This is a genomic window from Streptomyces sp. NPDC048254, assembly GCF_043201895.1.
GTDB lineage: Bacteria > Actinomycetota > Actinomycetes > Streptomycetales > Streptomycetaceae > Streptomyces.
Window position 1 is genome coordinate 1 of sequence record NZ_JBICZJ010000026.1, and the last position, 17,790, is coordinate 17,790.

Genomic DNA, 17,790 nt, shown 5'->3' on the forward strand with positions numbered 1-17,790 from the left:
TGAGTTCTCAAGGAACGGTCGCTTCCTTTGTACTCACCCTCTCGGGCTTTCCTCCGGGCTTCCCTTCGTTCTTGCGTTTCCGACTCTATCAGATCCTTTCGGCGTCCGATTCCCGGTCGGCGGGATTGTCTGGGGCTTTCCGGCTTTCGCCTGTCGGCCTTTCGACATTCACTACGTTAGCCGATTCCCTGCGAGACTCATAATCGAGTTCCGCGAGTTCGAATTCGGGCATGCGGGCATGACGAATTCGACCCCGCCAAGGGAAGTCGTAGTAGTGGGTGGCCGCTTCCGGCTGCTGGCGAATGCCGTACCCGGTTCAAGCGGCTCGGGCTACGTTACGCACCTTCCAGGGACGCGTCAACTTGAGCGGCGCCGGGGTGCATGTGCCCTATAGGGGCTGACCGTCGGGTCATTGGCGATCCAGTACCGCCAGGGATGGACGTCACCATTGCCTCCCTCGCCGGCGACTCCGGTGCGTGGACCGTTCCAGACCTGGTCGGGAGGCACGGGGGTGCCGGTCAGTATCCGCAGCGGTGTCTCGCCGGCGGCACACGCGTCCGTGCCGTCCAGGGCCCGGTCGACGCCCAGTGCGGTGGCCAGGCGGGCCGGGCCTTTGGCCAGTTCTCTGTCATATCGGGCCGAAACTCGACGTTTGCGTGCGAGCTCGGCGCCCTCGACGATCTCGCCGGCGCGGAGCAGGACCGCGCTCGCGGTGCCCGCCGGACCGCAGACGAGGTTCATGCAGAACCACATGCCGTAGGTGAAGTAGACGTACACATGTCCGGGCGGACCGAACATCACCTCGTTGCGGGGTGTGGGCCCGCGATAGGCGTGCGACCCGGGATCGTTCGGGCCGTCGTACGCCTCCACCTCTGTGAGGCGCACCGCGATCGGACCGTCCGGGGTGGTGCGGAGGAGGATGCGGCCGAGGAGGTCGGGGGCGACCTCCAGTACAGGGCGGTCGAAGAAGTCCCTGGGGAGTGGCGTACGGTCCGGGGGCGCGATCATGGCGTCCGAGCCTAGTCCAGGCCGGGCGTGCCAAGGGGTGGTCAAGGATTCGTCTCCTTGCCAGGGTGTGGGCCGGAACCGGTCGCGGCCGGATCGCGTTTGTAGGGATCAAGGGTCCGTACGTAAAGGGAGAGTCATGGGGTTCAAGAAGCTGCTCGCGAGCCTGGGGGCCGGTGGGGCTTCCGTCGAGACGGTGCTCACCGAGGTCAACGTCGTGCCGGGCGGTGTCGTCCAGGGCGAGGTGCGGATCCAGGGCGGCTCGGTGAACCAGGAGATCCAGGGGCTGTGCGTGGGTCTTCAGGCGCGGGTCGAGGTGGAGCGCGGCGACGAGGAGTACAAGCAGAACATCGACTTCGGCAAGGTGCGGCTCGGTGGTGCCTTCGAGCTTCAGGCCGGGGCGGTGCACGCGGTGCCGTTCGGGCTGGAGATCCCGTGGGAGACGCCGGTCACCATGATCGACGGGCAGGCGCTGCGCGGAATGCACATCGGGGTGACCACCGAGCTGGAGATCGCGCGGGCCGTGGACTCCGGTGACCTGGACCCGATCAACGTGCACCCGCTGCCGGCGCAGAAGGCGATCCTGGACGCCTTCATCCAGCTGGGCTTCCGCTTCAAGAACGCGGACCTGGAGCAAGGCCACATCCGGGGGACCCGGCAGACGCTGCCGTTCTACCAGGAGGTCGAGTTCCACCCGCCGTCCCAGTACCGGGGTCTGCACCAGGTCGAGCTGAGCTTCGTGGCGGACGAGCACGCCATGGACGTCATCCTCGAAATGGACAAGAAGCCGGGGCTGTTCAGTGAGGGCAGTGACACCTTCCGGTCCTTCCAGGTGGGTCTGCACGACTTCCAGGGGACCGACTGGGCGGCTTATCTCAACCAGTGGCTGTCCGAGGTCGGCAGCAAGCGCAACTGGTTCTAGGCTCGGGAACCACGGAGTCCGTATCGGCCTCCGTAAGCGATTCAGTATCGATCAGGAGGTACCGAGGTGACCGAGCTCAAGCGGCGGCCGCTCCCCCATGACTTCCACCCGCCCGTCCCGTCGTTCACGGTGACGAGCGAGGACGTCGAGGAAGGGGCGACGCTCAAGGACGCTCAGGTCTACGCGAAGGGCAACACCTCGCCGCAGCTGCGGTGGGAGGGCTTCCCGGCCGGGACCAAGAGCTTCGCCGTGACCTGCTACGACCCGGACGCGCCGACGGGGAGCGGGTTCTGGCACTGGTCCGTGTTCGACATCCCGGCCTCGGTGACCGAGCTGCCGGCGGGTGCGGGCAGCGGCAAGTTCGAGGGCCTGCCCGAGGGCGCCGTACAGGTGCGCAACGACTACGGGTCGAAGGACTTCGGCGGTGCCGCGCCGCCGCCCGGGGACGGTTCGCACCGGTACGTCTTCACGGTGTACGCGGTGGACCAGGAGAAGCTCGGCCCGGACGCCGATGTGTCGCCGGCCGTCGTCGGGTTCAATCTGCGGTTCCACGCGATCGCCCGTGCCCAGTTGATCGGCGAGTACGAGAACCCCGAGAAGGGCTGACGCACCGCGCGAAATCAGCCAAGCGTTCATTGAACGTTTGCCCGTCCCTGGTCTTGGAAGTGATCAGGGGCGGGCAGTTTTTATTGCGTTGTCCATCTCGGCGCGCCCGTCCAGAGTTGATCCAAGCCTGCCGGGGGTGGGCACGGTGCACATGGGAGGTGGGCTGGATGCGTGACACGCTGGTGCTGAACGCGAGCTTCGAGCCACTGTCTACGGTGACTTTGAATCGAGCCGTCGTCCTGGTGCTCCAGGACAAGGCCGTCGTCGAGCAGGCCCACCCCGAACTGCGCATGCGCGGTGCGGATGTGGACATACCCGCGCCACGGGTGATCAGGCTGTGCCGTTATGTACGGGTGCCGTTCCGGAGACAGGCGCCCTGGTCGAGGCGGGGGGTGCTGGTCAGGGACCGGCACCGGTGCGCGTACTGCGGGCGGCGGGCGACGACCGTCGACCATGTGGTGCCTCGGGCCCAGGGCGGTCAGGACTCTTGGCTGAACACGGTGGCCTCGTGCGCGGAGGACAATCACCGGAAGGCGGACCGGACGCCGGAGCAGGCGGGGATGCCGTTGCTGCGGAGGCCGTTCGAGCCTTCGCCGCAGGATGCGATGCTGTTGGCGATGGGGGCCGAGGACTTGGCCGCGCTTCCTGAGTGGCTGTCGGGGGATGTCGCAGCCTAGTCGTCTGCCTGGCTGAGCCCGTCGCGCGAGTGCGGGTGGTTCGTGGCTTCTCGCGCAGTTCCCCGCGCCCCCAAGAAGGTGGGCGCGGGGAACGTTCGCTTACAGGTAGCCCTTAGTCGATGTTCGGCTTCTCGCGGCGTTCCTGGGCCGGGACGCTGCCGCTGCCGCCCGAACCGCCGCCCAGGTTGCCGAAGTTGCCCATCGCGCCGGACAGGCCCTTGAGGGCGTCGCCGATCTCGCTGGGGACGATCCAGAGCTTGTTGGCGTCGCCCTCGGCGATCTTCGGGAGCATCTGGAGGTACTGGTAGGAGAGGAGCTTCTGGTCCGGGTCGCCGGCGTGGATCGCCTCGAAGACCGTGCGGACCGCCTGGGCCTCGCCCTCGGCGCGCAGGGCGGCCGCCTTGGCCTCACCCTCGGCGCGCAGGATCTGGGACTGCTTCTCACCTTCGGCGGTGAGGATCGCGGCCTGCCGCGTACCTTCCGCGGTGAGGATCGCGGCGCGCTTGTCACGGTCGGCGCGCATCTGCTTCTCCATCGAGTCCTGGATGGAGGTCGGCGGCTCGATCGCCTTGAGTTCGACGCGGTTGACGCGGATGCCCCACTTGCCGGTGGCCTCGTCGAGGACGCCGCGCAGGGCCGCGTTGATCTCCTCGCGGGAGGTCAGGGTGCGCTCCAGGTCCATGCCGCCGATGATGTTGCGGAGCGTGGTGACCGTGAGCTGCTCGATGGCCTGGATGTAGCTGGCGACCTCGTAGGTGGCCGCTCGCGCGTCGGTGACCTGGTAGTAGATGACCGTGTCGATGTTCACGACCAGGTTGTCCTGGGTGATCACCGGCTGGGGCGGGAACGGTACGACCTGTTCACGCAGGTCGATGCGGTTGCGGATGGTGTCTATGAACGGGACCACGATGTTCAGGCCCGCGTTCAGGGTCCGCGTGTAGCGGCCGAAGCGCTCCACGATGGCGGCGCTTGCCTGTGGGATGACTTGGATCGTCTTGATCAAGGCGATGAAGACCAACACCACCAGAATGACCAGGACGATGATGACCGGTTCCATCGTCGCTCCCCGTACCCTTCTCCGCCTCGGCGCTCGGCAGATCTTATGGTTGTTGAAGATCTTGCTGGACGAGCATGACAGACCCTCGCCCAACTCGGGAGTCCTTCCGCTGAGTTGCGTCGTACGAGGTCAGATGACGATGGCCGTGGCCCCCTCGATCTCCACGACATCCACTTCCTCTCCGGCTTCGTAGGCGCGTCCGCCGTCGAGCGAGCGTGCCGACCAGACCTCGCCGGCCAGCTTGATCCGGCCGCCGGAGCCGTCGACGCGTTCCAGTACGACGGCCTGCTTGCCCTTCAACGCGTCTATGCCCGTGGCGAGTTGGGGTCGCTGGGCGGCGTGCCTGGCCGCGATGGGCCGTACGACGGCGATCAGGGCGACGGAGACGAGGACGAAGACGAGTACCTGGAGCACGACGCCCGCGCCGAGTCCGGCGGTGGCCGCGGCGGCCAGCGCGCCGACCGCGAACATGCCGAATTCCGGCATCGCGGTCACCACGAGCGGGATTCCGAGCGCCGCCGCGCCGACGAGCCACCACACCCATGCGTCGATGCTGTTCACATCGTCATGGTAGGGCCGCGGGTGCCGACCCCGACAGGGCGCTTTCCCGGGGCGGAACGCCCGTCAGGACCCGTCAGGACAGGGGGAGTCCGTGGGCCGTCCAGCGGTCGCCGAGCTGTTCGACGACGAGCGGGAGGCCGAAGCAGAGGGAGAGGTTGCGGGAGGAGAGTTCGAGCTCCAGGGGGCCGGCGGTGAGGACCTTGCCCTGGCGGATCATCAGGACGTGGGTGAAGCCGGGGGCGATCTCCTCGACATGGTGGGTGACCATGATCATGGAGGGGGCGATCGGGTCGCGGGCGAGCCGGCCGAGGCGGCGGACCAGGTCCTCGCGGCCGCCGAGGTCGAGGCCGGCGGCGGGCTCGTCGAGCAGCAGCAGCTCGGGGTCGGTCATCAGGGCGCGGGCGATCAGGGTGCGCTTGCGCTCGCCCTCGGAGAGGGTGCCGAACTTCCGGTCCACGTAGTCGGTCATGCCGAGGCGGTCGAGGAAGGCGCGGGCGCGCTGCTCGTCGACCTCGTCGTACTCCTCCTGCCAGTGGGCGGTCATGCCGTAGGCGGCGGTGAGCACGGTCTCCAGGACGGTCTGGCGCTTGGGGAGCTTCTCGGCCATGGCGATGCCGGCCACGCCGATGCGGGGGCGCAGGTCGAAGACGTCGACCTTGCCGAGGGTGTCGCCGAGGATGGTGGCGGTGCCCTTGCTGGGGAAGAGGTAGCTGGAGGCGATGTTCAGGAGGGTGGTCTTGCCGGCGCCGTTGGGGCCGAGGATGACCCAGCGCTCGCCCTCCTTCACCGACCAGGAGACCTGGTCCACCAGAGCCCGGCCCTCCCGGACCACGGATACGTCCTGAAGCTCCAGAACATCGCTCATGAGCGCGTTGTCTCCCCTTGCAGTGTGGCCGGTCTCGGCTGGCGCGTACGCCTGTGGCTCGGGCGGCGGCGCCGGTGGGCGCAGCCCTTATGAAATCTACGCCACGAGTGCGGCGCCCCATTCCATCGGTCCGGTCCTTAGGGTGGAGGCATGCTTTCGGAACCGCGTTCAGGACGCCTTGCCGCATGGGGAAATGCCCTATTGCTCGGACTTGTCTCCCCGGATGACGCCGTGCTCGCCATCGTCGGCGAGGACGCGGTGCATCGGGTGGAGGGGCTGCCCGGGGAGTCCGCTCCGGTCGGGCTCACGCTGGCGCTGGGGCGGCTGCGGTCGCTGGGGGCGACCGGGCTGCGGGTCGCGCTGCCGGCGTCGGGGCATCCGCTGGGGCTGAGCGGTCCGCCGGAGTTCAACGCGCGGGCCCTGGAGGCCGAGGAGGCCGTGCTCTGTTACGGCACCGCGCTCGGGCTGGTGCCGGAGGTGTACGAGGCCGGTCCCGCCGGTGATGTGCATGTCGAGGTGGTCTGGCATGTGCTGCCGGTGCGGGAGGCGCCGCCTGCGGACGTGCCCTCGCTGGGCGAGGCCGAGCGCGAGCTGGCGGAGGCGCTCAGGGACGCGACCGAGATGCTGTCGAAGCTGGATGTCGCCGGCTCGGGCCCGGTGGCGGAGGCGGCGATCGACGCGTACCGGGCGCGGGCCGAGCGGGGGCGGGAGGTACTGGCTCCCGGGTATCCCCCTCGGGCGGTGCGGGTCCTCGAGCTGGCGCAGCGGGTCGGGTTGCTGATCTCGCTGGCCCACGAGAACGGTCACGGGGGCGCGGTGAGCGCGTCGGAGATGGCGGCGCGGTCGCTGGCCCTGCGGCCGGTGGAGCGGACGGCCCGGCGGGCGCAGGTGGCGGCGTACAACTCGGTGGTGGAGGAGCGCGAGCGGGGGCGTTAGAACGCCCGAGGGCTACGCCGGACGGCGTAGCCCTCGATGGTGGCGCCGGTCCTACTTGTTGACCGCGGTGTTGCCGAACGCGGGGTTCAGGAGGCCGACCAGGTGGGCGGTGAGACCGCTGGCGTTGACCGGCACGTGGAGCGGGATCTGGGCGACCAGGCCGGAAGCGACGCCCGGGGAGGCGACCGCGGCCTTCTTGGCGATGTTCATGGGAGGGGTTCCTCCTGCGTGTGCGGGTCCGACCCGGCCGTGGGTCGCGCGCTGGTCAACGTCGGAGGAGTCCTCGGTGGTACGGGGCCCCGGACCCTGACTGCCCGTTCGGATCATTGGACGTAAGAGTCACTGGGCCTGAGAGTCACTGGGCCTGAGAGTCACTGGCCGTAGGAAGCGTTGGGAGTAAAAGCCGACCGGCCTTCCGGGGGTGCCCGAAAGGCCGGAGGTCGATGCCGCTGTGCGGCGCGGTCTCAGTGGTTGAGGCCGAGGTTGCCGAAGGCGGGGTTCAGCACGCCGATGACGTTGACGCTGTTGCCGACGGCGTTGACCGGGATGTGCACCGGGGCCTGGATGACGTTGCCCGAGACGACACCCGGAGAGCCCTGGGCCTGGCCGTCGGCGTGCGAGCCGCCGGTGTGGGCGGAGGCCATCCCCGCGCCCGCGGCCATGATCCCGCCGGCCACCATCGTCACGGCCGCTGCCTTCTTCAGGTTCTTCACTTCTTGAGCCCTCCTTGGCGATCGCCACGGCGGTCGCCGCGGCACGCACTGAAGAACGCCGGTGGCCGGGAGAGGATGCGCCGTCCGGGTGACATTCCCACGACGGTATGAATCTCAGCCCGGAAGGCGACCCTCCATGTTGCCGTCGGTGAAGCGTTGCGGAGGGCGTTTCAGCCGGCCACGCCATGGCGTACGGCCCACAGGGCGGCCTGGGTGCGGTCGGCGAGGTCGAGTTTCATCAGGATGTTCGAGACGTGCGTCTTGACGGTCTTCTCGGAGAGCACCAGGGCGCGGGCTATCTCGCGGTTGGAGCGGCCGTCGGCGATCAGCCCGAGCACCTCGCGCTCCCGCTCGGTGAGCGAACCGCCCCTGCCCTGGCCGGAGTTGGCCTCCTCCTGGGAGAGCAGGGCGCCGGCCACCTCGGGCTGGAGCAGGACGTGTCCGGCGTACACCGAGCGGATGGCGGTGGCGAGCGCGTCGGGATCGACGTCCTTGTAGACGTACCCGGCGGCGCCGGCGCGCAGGGCCGGGATCACCGTGCGCTGCTCGGTGAAGCTGGTGACGATGAGCACGCGCGCGGGGTTGTCGAGTTCGCGGAGCCTGCGCAGGGCCTCCACGCCGTCCATGCCGGGCATCTTGACGTCCATGAGGACGACGGCGGGGCTCAGCTCCTGGGCGCGCTCGACCCCTTCGGCTCCGTCGGCGGCCTCGCCGACGACCTCTATGTCGTCCTGGACCTCCAGGAAGGTACGCAGGCCCCGGCGGACGACCTGGTGGTCGTCCACGAGCAGGACCCTGATCGCGTCAGCCACCGGGGACCTCCATCTCGATCGTGGTGCCCTTGCCGGGCGCCGATTCCACGGTCAGCGTGCCACCGGCCCCGCTCGCCCGGTCCCGCATGGAGACCAGGCCGAGGTGGCGTCCGGCACTGCGGGTGAGGTGCGGGTCGAAGCCGCTGCCGTCGTCCGTGACCCGCAGCACGGCCCCGCCGCCGCGCCGGTTCACCGTCACGTCGACGTGCTCGGCACCGGAGTGCCGCAGGGCGTTGTGCAGGGCTTCCTGGGCCACCCGGAGCAGTGCCTCCTCCTGGGCGGCGGGCAGGGCGCGGAATCCGCTGGCGGCGAAGGTCACGCGCGCGCCGTGGGCACGGTCGAGGACCTGGACCTGGGTGCGGAGGGTGGCGACCAGGCCGTCCTCGTCCAGGGCGGCGGGGCGCAGCTCCACGACGGCCGCGCGCAGTTCGTCGGTGGCCTCGGCGGCGAGCGCGGCCACCTGCTGCAACTCGCCCTTGGCCCGGGAGGGGTCGCGGTCGACCAGGGCGGCGGCGGCCTGGGCGGTCAGGCGCAGGGAGAACAGTTTCTGGCTCACCGCGTCGTGCAGCTCGTGGGCGAGCCGGGAGCGTTCCTCGGCGATGGTCAGCTCGCGGCTGCGCTCGTAGAGGCGGGCGTTGGTGAGGGCGATCGCGGCGTGCTGGGCGAGGATGGAGAGCAGTTCCTCGTCCTCGGCGGTGAAGCCGCAGCCGCCCTCGGGTTTCTGACAGTTCTTGTTGGCCAGGAACAACGCGCCGATGATCTCGTCGCCGTCCCGGATCGGCAGGCCGAGGAAGTCGGACATCTCGGGGTGGGCCGACGGCCAGCCCTCGAAGCGGGGGTCCTTGCGGACGTCGGCCAGCCGCTCGACCTTCGCCTCGTGGAGCATCGCGGCGAGGATGCCGTGCTGGCGCGGGAGCGGGCCGATGGCCTTCCACTGGGCGTCGGTGACGCCGTCGACGACGAACTGGGCGAAGCCGCCGTGGTCGTCGGAGACCCCGAGCGCGGCGTACTGCGCGTCGAGCAGCTCACGGGCGGAGGCGACGATCGTCTTGAGGACGTCGCGCACCTCCAGGTGCCTGCTCATGGCCAGCAGCGCGGAGCTGACCGCGGCGAGGCCGGACCGGGGACCTTGACTCATGCCCTCACGGTACCGGCGGGGTGTGACACCGCGGATCGGCCGATGGTGGCGGGGCCCGGGCCGATGGCCGTAGGACCAGGGTCCTAGGGCGCAGGCCCCGGACCGGCGGCGTAGTCCGAAGGACCCCGCCGGATTGCGGCCCGCGTCCGAGGCGGCCGGGGCGGTGCGGTTCCTAGGTTGAGGTCACCGCCGACGGAGGCGGACGGAGCCGAGGGGACGGTTGTCATGCCGGTAGCGATCATCACGGGGGCGTCGAAGGGTCTGGGGCGGGCGCTGGCGGAGGCGCTGGCCGCGCGCGGCTGGGACCTGGTGCTGGACGCCAGGGGTGCGGGGGCGCTGAAGGAGGCGGCGGAGTCCGTCGCGGGGCCGGGGACGCGGGTGGCGGCGCTGCCCGGCGATGTCACGGACGCCGGGCACCGGGCCGAGCTGGTGGCCGCCGCGCGTCGGCTGGGCGGGCTGGACCTGCTGGTGAGCAACGCCAGCGCGCTGGGTGCCGAGCCGCTGGTGCGCCTCGGCGAGCTGCCCCTGGCGGGGCTGCGCCGGGCGCTGGAGGTGAATGTGGTGGCCGCGCTGGGCCTGGTCCAGGAGGCGCTGCCGCTGCTGCGGGAGTCGGCGGCGGGGGCGGTGATCGCGGTCAGCTCGGACGCGGGCGCGGAGGCGTACGAGACGTGGGGCGGCTACGGCGCCTCGAAGGCGGCCCTGGACCAGCTGGCGGCCGTGCTCGGCGTGGAGGAGCCGGGGCTGCGGGTGTGGGCGGTGGATCCCGGGGACATGGCGACCGGCCTGTACGCGGCGGCGGTACCGGACGACGACGATCCGCGGCCGGCACCGGTGAGTGTCGTACCGGCCTTCCTGCGGCTCCTGGACGAGCGGCCGGCGAGCGGGCGGTACGGGGCGCCGGCTCTGGTGGCGGGGCGATGACGACGGCTCTGCGGGTGCCGGAGGAGCTGTCCGCGCGGGTGCCGGCCGAGCAGCGCGGGCCGGGTCTTGAGCGGGATGCCGTACGGCTGCTGGTGTCGCGCGGGACGGCGGTGTCGCATCACGCCTTCGCCGAGCTGCCGGTGCTGCTGCGGGCCGGGGACCTGCTGGTGGTGAACACCTCGCCTACGCTGGCGGCCGCCGTGGACGGGCGGATCGGGCACGCGCGCGTGGTGGTGCACTTCTCCACGCGCGGCGACGACGGCCGGTGGGCGGTCGAGCTGCGGGAGCCGGACGGCACGGGGACGACACGCGCGCGTGCGGGCGCATTCGCGGGGAGCGAGGTGCGGCTGCCCGGGGGCGGGCGGCTGGTCCTGGCGGAGCCGCTGAGTGCGCGGGGCGAGCGGCTGTGGTGGGCGCGGGCCTCGGGGAACGTGCCGGGGATGCTGCGGGAGCACGGGCGGCCCATTCGTTACTCCTATACGGAGCGGGATCAGCCGTTGTCCGTGTACCAGACGGTGTTCGCGCTGCCCTCGGCCGACGGGGCCGGGAGTGCGGAGATGCCGAGTGCGGCGCGGCCCTTCACCGCGCGGCTGGTGGCGGAGCTGGTGAGCCGGGGTGTGCAGTTCGCGCCGATCACGCTGCACACGGGGGTGTCGTCGGCGGAGGCGCACGAGCCGCCGTACGCGGAACGTTTCGCCGTGCCGGCGGCGTCGGCGCGGCTGATCAACGCGGCCAGGGCGGGTGGCAGGCGGGTCGTCGCCGTCGGGACGACCGCCGTGCGGGCCGTGGAGTCGGCCGCGGGCACCGACGGGGTGGTGCGGGCGGCCGAGGGGTGGACGGAGCTCGTCGTGACGCCCGAGCGCGGGGTGCGGGTGGTGGACGGGCTGCTGACCGGGCTGCACGAGCCGGAGGCCTCGCATCTGCTGATGCTGGAGGCGGTCGCGGGCCGGGCCGCCGTCGACCGCAGCTACGAGGAGGCGCTGCGTGGGCTCTACCTGTGGCACGAGTTCGGGGACGTGCACCTCATCCTCCCGGAGGAGGAGCCTCACACAGAGCATTGCGTCAGCAACTCCCGGTGAGATTCATGTGTGGCTGATGTGAGGCCGCACATAGGGCGCACATCACGTACGAACGGACATAGGAGATAAAGGGTCCCACGGTGAACGGGGCAGACTGCCTAATCTGTCCCGTTTTGCCCTTCCGGTCTCTACTACCGGGGATCGTACGTCACACCTTTGCCAGGGCATTTTGCGGCCGCTAACAATGGCTCCCGTCGCTCGGCACCGCGGGTTCCCCCCGCGGTGTTCGTGCAGGAGGAGCCGGTCTCCCCCACGGACAACGAGCGACCTCCGCGCTATCCGAAGAGGTCCACCGCTATGCCCAAGCACTCCCACAGTCCCACGCTGACCAAGCATCACAAGATCGCGCTCGCCGGTGTCGCCACGCTCGGCGCCGCCGCCCTCGCCTTCTCCGCCGTGCCCAGCAGCGCGGAGACCGTCGCGACCGGGTCCCCCCAGGCCGCGGCCCAGGTGGCCTACGGCACGGAGCAGATCAAGGACGTCAAGGGCACGGTCACCGACCAGCTCGCGTTCCAGAACGTCAAGGTCGAGGCGATCGCCGCCAAGAAGAAGGCGGCCACGCCCCACACCCTGCACATGGCCCACGTGAAGCAGGCCCACGCCCTGCACGTGGCCCACGTCAAGAAGGTCCAGGCGGCGCACGCGGCCCACACGGCGCACGTGAAGAAGGCCCACGCGGCCCACACCGCCAAGGTCAAGGCCGCCCACGCCGCCCACGTGAAGCACGTCGAGGCCGCCGCCAAGCAGGCCGCCCACGCCGCCCACGTGAAGCACGCCGCCAAGCAGGCCGCGAGCCGGTCCGCGCTGCGCCCGCAGATCCAGCAGGTCGCCGCGAAGACCTACTCGAACACCCTCGACGGCTGGATCCGCCAGGCCCTCGACATCATGAAGGCCAAGGGCATCCCGGGCTCCTACAACGGCCTGCACCGCAACATCATGCGGGAGTCCTCCGGCAACCCGAACGCCATCAACAACTGGGACATCAACGCCATCAACGGCATCCCGTCCAAGGGCCTGCTCCAGGTCATCCCGCCGACGTTCGCCACGTACCACGTCAACGGCACGTCCTGGAACATCTACGACCCGGTAGCCAACATCACCGCCGCCGCCAACTACGCGGCCAACCGGTACGGCTCGATCGACAACGTCAACAGCGCGTACTGAGGCCTGCGCGGACCTCTGCACGCACACGCCGAAGGGCGGCACCCCATTACGGGGCGCCGCCCTTCGGCGTCGTACGGGCGACTACTTGCGCATGACCTCGGGCTCGTGGCGGCGCAGGAAGCGGGCCACCAGGAAGCCGCAGATCACCCCGAGGACGATCAGGGCGGCCATGTCCATGGTCCAGGCGCCGGCCGTGTGGTTCCACAGCGGGTCCGTGTTGGTCGGGTCGTCGGTGTTGGGCGCGATGTTGTTGAAGTCCAGCGTGGCGCCGTCGGCGCCCACCGCCCAGCGGGACGGCATCAGGTACGAGACCTGGTTGACGCCGACCGCTCCGTTCAGGTTGAACAGGCAGCCGGTGAAGACGACCTGGATGATCGCGAACATCACCAGCAGCGGCATGGTCTTCTCGGAGGTCTTCACCAGCGAGGAGATGACCAGGCCGAACATCATCGAGGTGAAGCCGAGCCCCATGATCGGGATACAGAGCTCCAGGAGGGTGGAGTGGCCGAGGACCACGCCCTCGGCGGGGATGTCGCGGCTGGAGAAGCCGATCAGCCCGACCATCAGGCCCTGCAGCACGGTGATCACACCGAGCACGACCACCTTGGACATCAGATACGCCGACCGGGACAGGCCGGTCGCCCGTTCCCGTTCGTAGATGACCCGTTCCTTGATCAGCTCACGCACGGAGTTCGCGGCGCCCGCGAAACAGGCGCCGACGGCGAGGATCAGCAGGACCGTGGTCGCCGTGCCGTTCGGGACGGGCACCCCGGTCTTCGAGTTCACCGGGTTGACCAGCAGGCCCTTGTCGCTGTCGATCAGCAGGCTGACCGCGCCGAGCACGGCCGGCAGGATCACCGTCAGCAGCAGGAAGCCCTTGTCGGAGGCGATGACCGCCACGTACCGGCGCACCAGGGTCAGCAGCTGCGACCCCCAGCTCTGCGGCTTCTTCGGCCGCATCGCCTGCATCGCGGGCATCTGTACGGACTGCGGGGCAATGGCGTCGATGTCCGCGGCGTACATCTGGTAGTGCTGGGAGCCCTTCCAGCGGCCCGCCCAGTCGTAGTCGCGGTAGTTCTCGAAGGCGGAGAAGACATCGGCCCAGGTGTCGTAGCCGAAGAAGTTCAGCGCCTCCTCGGGCGGGCCGAAGTAGGCGACCGAACCGCCCGGCGCCATCACCAGGAGCTTGTCGCACAGCGCCAGCTCGGCCACCGAGTGGGTGACGACGAGGACCGTACGGCCGTCGTCGGCGAGGCCGCGCAGCAACTGCATGACATCGCGGTCCATGCCCGGGTCGAGGCCCGAGGTGGGCTCGTCGAGGAAGATCAGCGACGGCTTGGTGAGCAGCTCCAGGGCCACCGAGACACGCTTGCGCTGGCCGCCCGAGAGGGACGTGACCTTCTTGTCCTTGTGGATGTCGAGCTTCAGCTCGCGCAGCACCTCGTCGATGCGGTCGTCGCGCTCCTGCCCGGTGGTGTCGGCCGGGAAGCGCAGCTTGGCCGCGTACTTGAGGGCCTTCTTGACGGTCAGCTCCTTGTGCAGGATGTCGTCCTGCGGGACCAGACCGATGCGCTGGCGCAGCTCGGCGAACTGCTTGTACAGGTTGCGGTTGTCGTACAACACCTCGCCCTCGTTGGCCGGGCGGTAGCCGGTGAGCGCCTTGAGCAGGGTCGACTTGCCGGATCCCGACGGGCCGATGACCGCGATCACGGACTTCTCCGGGACACCGAAGGAGACGTCCTTGAGGATCTGCTTGCCGCCGTCGACCGTGACCGTCAAGTGCCGTGCGGAGAAGGAGACTTCGCCGGTGTCGACGAACTCCTCCAGCCGGTCGCCGACGATCCGGAAGGTGGAGTGGCCGACGCCGACGATGTCGTTCGGGCCGAGCAGCGCGGTGCCGCCCTTGGCGATCGCGACACCGTTGACGTACGTGCCGTTGTGCGAGCCCAGGTCACGGATCTCCATACGGCCGTCCGGCGTGGAGTGGAACTCCGCGTGGTGGCGCGAGACCTGCAGGTCGGACACGACCAGCTCGTTCTCCAGGGCACGGCCGATGCGCATCACGCGGCCGATGGAGAACTGGTGGAACGTGGTCGGGCTGCGGTCGCCGTAGACCGGCGGCGCCCCCGCGCCACCGCCGGAGGCCATGGCCGGGGCGCCCTGCTGCTGCGGGATCGCCGACGAGGCCTGCTGCCAGTCCTGTTGCGGAGCCGACTGCTGCGGAGCCGGCGGCTGGGACCAGCCCGCGCCGCCCGCGCCCTGCGCCGCGAACGGCTGCTGCTGGGGCTGCGGTTGGGCGACGGCGGCCGCGGTGCCGGACAGGCTCAGCAGCGGTCCGTCGTTCGCGTTGCCGAGGTGTACGGCCGAGCCCGGGCCGATCTCCGTCCGCTGGACCCGCTGGCTCCGCACGAAGGTGCCGTTGGTACTGCCGTGGTCCTCGATGGCCCAACTGCGGCCGTCGAAGCTGATCGTGGCGTGCCGCCAGGAGACCCTGGCGTCGTCGAACACGAGGTCCCCCTGCGGATCGCGTCCGAGGGTGTAGGACCTGGACGGGTCGAGCGTCCAGGTACGTCCGTTTGATTCCAGTACGAGTTCCGGCACTCCAAGCCCCATGAGTAGTCCCCCGAGTTACCCCCATCACAGGGAGTCTAGGGATGTCGAACATCGTCGGGAACTATTTCAGGCTCGGCCCTCTGACCGAAAGTCGGGCCTTGTGGAGGCCTCGCCCGAGCGCTTCAACTCTTTCCGTTGACGGGGTTGAAACCGGGCCGGAGAGTGGTAATCCACGCGAGGGGGACAAGCGCGGCGGAGCGGTCCGGCGCGTCCGCGGATCGGGGGGTCAGCCATGGGTTCTGGCACGTCCGGCACGGGAGTCGAGAACACGAGGCACGGCGCGCGGCTGCCGTGGGGCGACATCCTGCTGTCCGCGATCGCCGCGGTGAGCTGGGCGTTGATCGGCATGGCGGGTACCGCGGCGTTGGGTCTGCACCTGCTGCAGGCCGACGCTGCGGGCTCGCTGGGCCCGATGACAGCGGCGGTCGTGGCGCTCGGGGCGGGTGGTTCGGTCACGCCGAACGGCGATCTGTCTGCATTCGGTCTGAAAGGGGCGGAGGCCACCACGGCCATCGAGATCACGCCATTGGGTGTGAGCCTGGTGGGAGCCCTCCTGCTGTCCTGGTTCTTCTTACGGTCCCTGCGCACGGCCGGAGTTGTGATCGCACCGGCCGAACTGCTCGCCCGCGCGGGCTCGGTGGTGGTGCTGTTCGTGGCGACGCTGGGCGGACTGGCCTGGGCCGGGCACTCGGTCGTGACCATCGACGGCGGTGCGCTGGGGCTGGACAAGCTGCCGGGCACCGGCGGGGGCGGGGGCGGTCTCAAGATCCCCGGCATCGGGGATGTCGGCGGGCTGCTGCCGGACCGCCTCGGCGACCTCGTGCACGCGAACGCGGCGGTCGGTTTCAGCGTGGACACGGCGGCGACCCTGCTCGGCGGCCTCGGCTGGTCGGCCGGCGTCCTGCTGATCGCCCTGCTGGCCTCGCGCCGCACTCCGCTGCCGCGCGGCTGGGAGGCGGCGCACCGGGTGGTACGGCCCGCGGCCTCGGCGCTGGTGACGGTCCTGCTGGTGGCGGTCGCGGCGGGCTGGGCGGCGGCCGCCTTCGCGGCGGTCGGCGACCCGCACCCGGCCCGGATCATGGGCGCGGCGCTGCTCGGCGCCCCTGACGGCGTCTGGCTCGGCATCCCGATCGGCCTCTTCGTGCCGTTCGACGCCAGGGCGACGGGCGTCCTCACCATGTTCCTGCCGCACCCCCTGGACGACCTCCTGAACTCGCCGTCCGACCAGTCGGTGACGCTGGGCCGCCTGGCCGACCTGGACGGACGGGTGTGGCTGCTGGGCATCGCCGCGGCCCTGCTGATGCTGCTGGCCGGGGTGTTCACGGCGGTCCGGACGCCGGTGGCCGGCCGCGGGGCCGGGGCGGGTACCGGGGCGGGTGCCGGCGGGGGTGGTACGGCGGGTGCGTCGGGTGCGCCGCGGGGCTCACGCGGTGACGCGGACGGCGGGGGCGGCGGGGGCGGGGGCGGGGGCGGCGGGGGCGGATGGGACTCACGCGGTGATGCCGGCGGCACGGACGGGCGGGGCTCGCATCCGGGCGCGCTCGGGTTCGCCGGGCGGTGTGCGGTGCGGCTGGGGTTCGCGACCGCGCTCACGCTGCCGCTGCTGGCCTGGCTGACGAACGTGTCCGTGAACGCCTCGCTGTCGGTGCTGGGCTTCGACGCCTTCGGCGCCGGCATCGAACTGCACGGGCAGCTGGGCATGGCCCTGCTCCTCGGCGCGGCCTGGGGTGCGGCGGCGGGGGCGGCGGGGGCCCTGCTGGCATGGGCGACCGGCGCGGCCGGCACCCGCACGGCACGACTGGCACTGGGTGACGCGGGGGCCGGTGACGCGAGCAGCGGGCCGGCGTACCCGGTGGGGCCCGGGACGCCGGGCCGGGCCGGAAGCGGCGGGGCGGCGGGGCCTTACGCACCGGTGCCCCCGCACCGCGCGCCGAATCCGCACACGAACCCCTATCTCCGGGTACCGGACGAGCTACGCGAGCCGGGGAACACCGACCGGAAGGCCCGGCCCGAGAGCCCGGCGGATCGGCGGGGACCGGGGCGGTACGACGGAGGGCCACCCTGGCCCGATGCACCGCAGGAACCGCAGGCCCAAGCGCCGTACGAAAGCCGGACGCCCCGGCCCGACACGCCGTGGCAACCACAGGCGCCGGGCCCGTACGACCGGCAGACGCCCCGGCCCGACACGCCGCGGGAACGGCAGCCCCCGGGGCCGTACGACGGACTGGCGCCCTGGCCCGACACGCGGCAGGAACCGCAGGACTCCATGCCAGCTGACGAGCGAGGCGGCCGGCCCGGGGGCGGGCAGGGGTCGCGGGATGCGGTGGGGCCGTACGGCGGTCCGGGGCCGGGGGCTGCGGGCGGTTCTAGGCCGGGGACGGCGCCGGCGGATGGTCCGGGCTATCGGTCGCCGTCGGGCGCGTCGTCCCCGGCGGACGGTCGGTCCCCCGACGACAGGCGGTCGGCGGAGGAGTGGCGGCACGGTAGCGGCGGTGACTCCTCCGACGTACCGCCCGGTGCCGGCGATGTGTACGGCGCTCCCACCATGGCCCGGCCGGTCGACCCGCCGCCCCGCTCCCCGCGACGCGGCCGAAGGGCAGCGGACGGTCCGGACGGTCCTGCCGCGGGCCCTCCGCCGCCACCTCCCCCACCTCCCCCACCTCCCCCACCTCCCCCACCTCCACCGCCGCCGCCACCCAGGCGGCCCCGGTGAGGTCGCCC

Annotated in this window: 16 protein-coding genes and 1 pseudogene; 8 read left to right on the forward strand and 9 right to left on the reverse strand. The window is 70.9% G+C overall.

Annotated elements, in window-relative coordinates; translation table 11 throughout:
- Positions 1-357: 357 nt before the first annotated feature.
- Positions 358-1,008, reverse strand: a complete 651-nt coding sequence (locus ACGFZQ_RS45740) for a DNA-3-methyladenine glycosylase (RefSeq protein ID WP_393845481.1) — start codon at positions 1,006-1,008, stop codon at positions 358-360.
- Between the two features lie 136 nt (positions 1,009-1,144).
- On the opposite strand from ACGFZQ_RS45740, the gene ACGFZQ_RS45745 reads away from it, so the two are divergent.
- The 3 genes from ACGFZQ_RS45745 (at position 1,145) to ACGFZQ_RS45755 (ending at position 3,210) form a co-directional block, all read left to right on the forward strand.
- Entirely contained in the window at positions 1,145-1,927 is a 783-nt protein-coding gene (locus ACGFZQ_RS45745) for a sporulation protein (protein ID WP_351733305.1), read from the forward strand.
- A gap of 66 nt (positions 1,928-1,993) precedes the next feature.
- Positions 1,994-2,533 (forward strand): YbhB/YbcL family Raf kinase inhibitor-like protein, encoded by a 540-nt coding sequence (locus ACGFZQ_RS45750; protein WP_351733302.1) that lies wholly within the window; start codon positions 1,994-1,996, stop codon positions 2,531-2,533.
- A 167-nt stretch (positions 2,534-2,700) separates the two neighbouring features.
- Positions 2,701-3,210, forward strand: coding sequence for an HNH endonuclease (locus tag ACGFZQ_RS45755; RefSeq protein ID WP_351694568.1), 510 nt, complete (start codon positions 2,701-2,703; stop codon positions 3,208-3,210).
- A gap of 112 nt (positions 3,211-3,322) precedes the next feature.
- Here ACGFZQ_RS45755 and ACGFZQ_RS45760 read toward each other — a convergent pair whose 3' ends face one another.
- The 3 genes from ACGFZQ_RS45760 to ACGFZQ_RS45770 all read right to left on the reverse strand — a co-directional run bounded on the left by ACGFZQ_RS45760 (position 3,323) and on the right by ACGFZQ_RS45770 (position 5,693).
- Positions 3,323-4,267: an SPFH domain-containing protein gene (locus tag ACGFZQ_RS45760; RefSeq protein ID WP_351705772.1), complete on the reverse strand. Its 945-nt coding sequence runs from the start codon at positions 4,265-4,267 to the stop codon at positions 3,323-3,325.
- A 129-nt stretch (positions 4,268-4,396) separates the two neighbouring features.
- Positions 4,397-4,828, reverse strand: coding sequence for an NfeD family protein (locus ACGFZQ_RS45765; RefSeq protein WP_393845482.1), 432 nt, complete (start codon positions 4,826-4,828; stop codon positions 4,397-4,399).
- A 73-nt stretch (positions 4,829-4,901) separates the two neighbouring features.
- Positions 4,902-5,693: an ABC transporter ATP-binding protein gene (locus tag ACGFZQ_RS45770; RefSeq protein WP_351694571.1), complete on the reverse strand. Its 792-nt coding sequence runs from the start codon at positions 5,691-5,693 to the stop codon at positions 4,902-4,904.
- Between the two features lie 150 nt (positions 5,694-5,843).
- Here ACGFZQ_RS45770 and ACGFZQ_RS45775 point away from each other — a divergent pair, with 150 nt between their 5' ends.
- Positions 5,844-6,629 (forward strand): hypothetical protein, encoded by a 786-nt coding sequence (locus ACGFZQ_RS45775; RefSeq protein WP_351733293.1) that lies wholly within the window; start codon positions 5,844-5,846, stop codon positions 6,627-6,629.
- A 51-nt stretch (positions 6,630-6,680) separates the two neighbouring features.
- On the opposite strand, the pseudogene ACGFZQ_RS45780 reads toward ACGFZQ_RS45775, so the two are convergent.
- The 4 genes and pseudogenes from ACGFZQ_RS45780 to ACGFZQ_RS45795 form a co-directional block, all read right to left on the reverse strand.
- A pseudogene (locus ACGFZQ_RS45780) lies at positions 6,681-6,830 on the reverse strand (chaplin); the annotation flags it as partial.
- A gap of 263 nt (positions 6,831-7,093) precedes the next feature.
- Complete coding sequence (locus ACGFZQ_RS45785) at positions 7,094-7,342, reverse strand: chaplin (RefSeq protein ID WP_351694577.1); 249 nt, start codon at positions 7,340-7,342, stop codon at positions 7,094-7,096.
- 170 nt (positions 7,343-7,512) lie between these two features.
- On the reverse strand, positions 7,513-8,154 hold the full coding sequence (locus tag ACGFZQ_RS45790) for a response regulator (protein WP_393845483.1): 642 nt from the start codon (positions 8,152-8,154) through the stop codon (positions 7,513-7,515).
- Positions 8,147-9,292: a GAF domain-containing sensor histidine kinase gene (locus ACGFZQ_RS45795; RefSeq protein WP_393845484.1), complete on the reverse strand. Its 1,146-nt coding sequence runs from the start codon at positions 9,290-9,292 to the stop codon at positions 8,147-8,149. The genes ACGFZQ_RS45790 and ACGFZQ_RS45795 overlap by 8 nt, the downstream gene beginning before the upstream one ends.
- Positions 9,293-9,517: 225 nt before the next feature.
- Here ACGFZQ_RS45795 and ACGFZQ_RS45800 point away from each other — a divergent pair, with 225 nt between their 5' ends.
- The 3 genes from ACGFZQ_RS45800 to ACGFZQ_RS45810 all read left to right on the forward strand — a co-directional run bounded on the left by ACGFZQ_RS45800 (position 9,518) and on the right by ACGFZQ_RS45810 (position 12,456).
- On the forward strand, positions 9,518-10,213 hold the full coding sequence (locus tag ACGFZQ_RS45800; protein ID WP_393845485.1) for an SDR family NAD(P)-dependent oxidoreductase: 696 nt from the start codon (positions 9,518-9,520) through the stop codon (positions 10,211-10,213).
- Entirely contained in the window at positions 10,210-11,292 is a 1,083-nt protein-coding gene (locus ACGFZQ_RS45805) for an S-adenosylmethionine:tRNA ribosyltransferase-isomerase (protein ID WP_351733280.1), read from the forward strand. Before ACGFZQ_RS45800 ends, ACGFZQ_RS45805 begins: the two co-directional genes overlap by 4 nt.
- A gap of 297 nt (positions 11,293-11,589) precedes the next feature.
- Positions 11,590-12,456 (forward strand): transglycosylase SLT domain-containing protein, encoded by an 867-nt coding sequence (locus tag ACGFZQ_RS45810; RefSeq protein WP_393845486.1) that lies wholly within the window; start codon positions 11,590-11,592, stop codon positions 12,454-12,456.
- Positions 12,457-12,537: 81 nt separating this feature from the next.
- Here the strand turns inward: ACGFZQ_RS45810 and ACGFZQ_RS45815 are convergent, their stop codons facing one another.
- Positions 12,538-15,069 carry an FHA domain-containing protein gene (locus ACGFZQ_RS45815; RefSeq protein WP_393845487.1) on the reverse strand — a complete coding sequence of 844 codons (2,532 nt, stop codon included), beginning with the start codon at positions 15,067-15,069 and terminating at the stop codon, positions 12,538-12,540.
- Between the two features lie 232 nt (positions 15,070-15,301).
- Between ACGFZQ_RS45815 and ACGFZQ_RS45820 the strand changes: the two genes are divergently transcribed.
- Positions 15,302-17,782, forward strand: coding sequence for a streptophobe family protein (locus tag ACGFZQ_RS45820; RefSeq protein WP_393845488.1), 2,481 nt, complete (start codon positions 15,302-15,304; stop codon positions 17,780-17,782).
- Positions 17,783-17,790: the final 8 nt, after the last annotated feature.

What these genes read in the sequence shown, in the direction of transcription:
- ACGFZQ_RS45805 (WP_351733280.1), top strand. Translation starts at nt 10,210, where the DNA reads ATGACGACGGCTCTGCGGGTGCCGGAGGAGCTGTCCGCGCGGGTGCCG.
- ACGFZQ_RS45770 (WP_351694571.1), bottom strand. Translation starts at nt 5,693, where the DNA reads ATGAGCGATGTTCTGGAGCTTCAGGACGTATCCGTGGTCCGGGAGGGC.
- ACGFZQ_RS45820 (WP_393845488.1), top strand. Translation starts at nt 15,302, where the DNA reads ATGGGTTCTGGCACGTCCGGCACGGGAGTCGAGAACACGAGGCACGGC.
- ACGFZQ_RS45795 (WP_393845484.1), bottom strand. Translation starts at nt 9,292, where the DNA reads ATGAGTCAAGGTCCCCGGTCCGGCCTCGCCGCGGTCAGCTCCGCGCTG.
- ACGFZQ_RS45775 (WP_351733293.1), top strand. Translation starts at nt 5,844, where the DNA reads ATGCTTTCGGAACCGCGTTCAGGACGCCTTGCCGCATGGGGAAATGCC.
- ACGFZQ_RS45740 (WP_393845481.1), bottom strand. Translation starts at nt 1,008, where the DNA reads ATGATCGCGCCCCCGGACCGTACGCCACTCCCCAGGGACTTCTTCGAC.
- ACGFZQ_RS45815 (WP_393845487.1), bottom strand. Translation starts at nt 15,069, where the DNA reads ATGGGGCTTGGAGTGCCGGAACTCGTACTGGAATCAAACGGACGTACC.
- ACGFZQ_RS45800 (WP_393845485.1), top strand. Translation starts at nt 9,518, where the DNA reads ATGCCGGTAGCGATCATCACGGGGGCGTCGAAGGGTCTGGGGCGGGCG.
- ACGFZQ_RS45745 (WP_351733305.1), top strand. Translation starts at nt 1,145, where the DNA reads ATGGGGTTCAAGAAGCTGCTCGCGAGCCTGGGGGCCGGTGGGGCTTCC.
- ACGFZQ_RS45755 (WP_351694568.1), top strand. Translation starts at nt 2,701, where the DNA reads ATGCGTGACACGCTGGTGCTGAACGCGAGCTTCGAGCCACTGTCTACG.
- ACGFZQ_RS45810 (WP_393845486.1), top strand. Translation starts at nt 11,590, where the DNA reads ATGCCCAAGCACTCCCACAGTCCCACGCTGACCAAGCATCACAAGATC.
- ACGFZQ_RS45760 (WP_351705772.1), bottom strand. Translation starts at nt 4,267, where the DNA reads ATGGAACCGGTCATCATCGTCCTGGTCATTCTGGTGGTGTTGGTCTTC.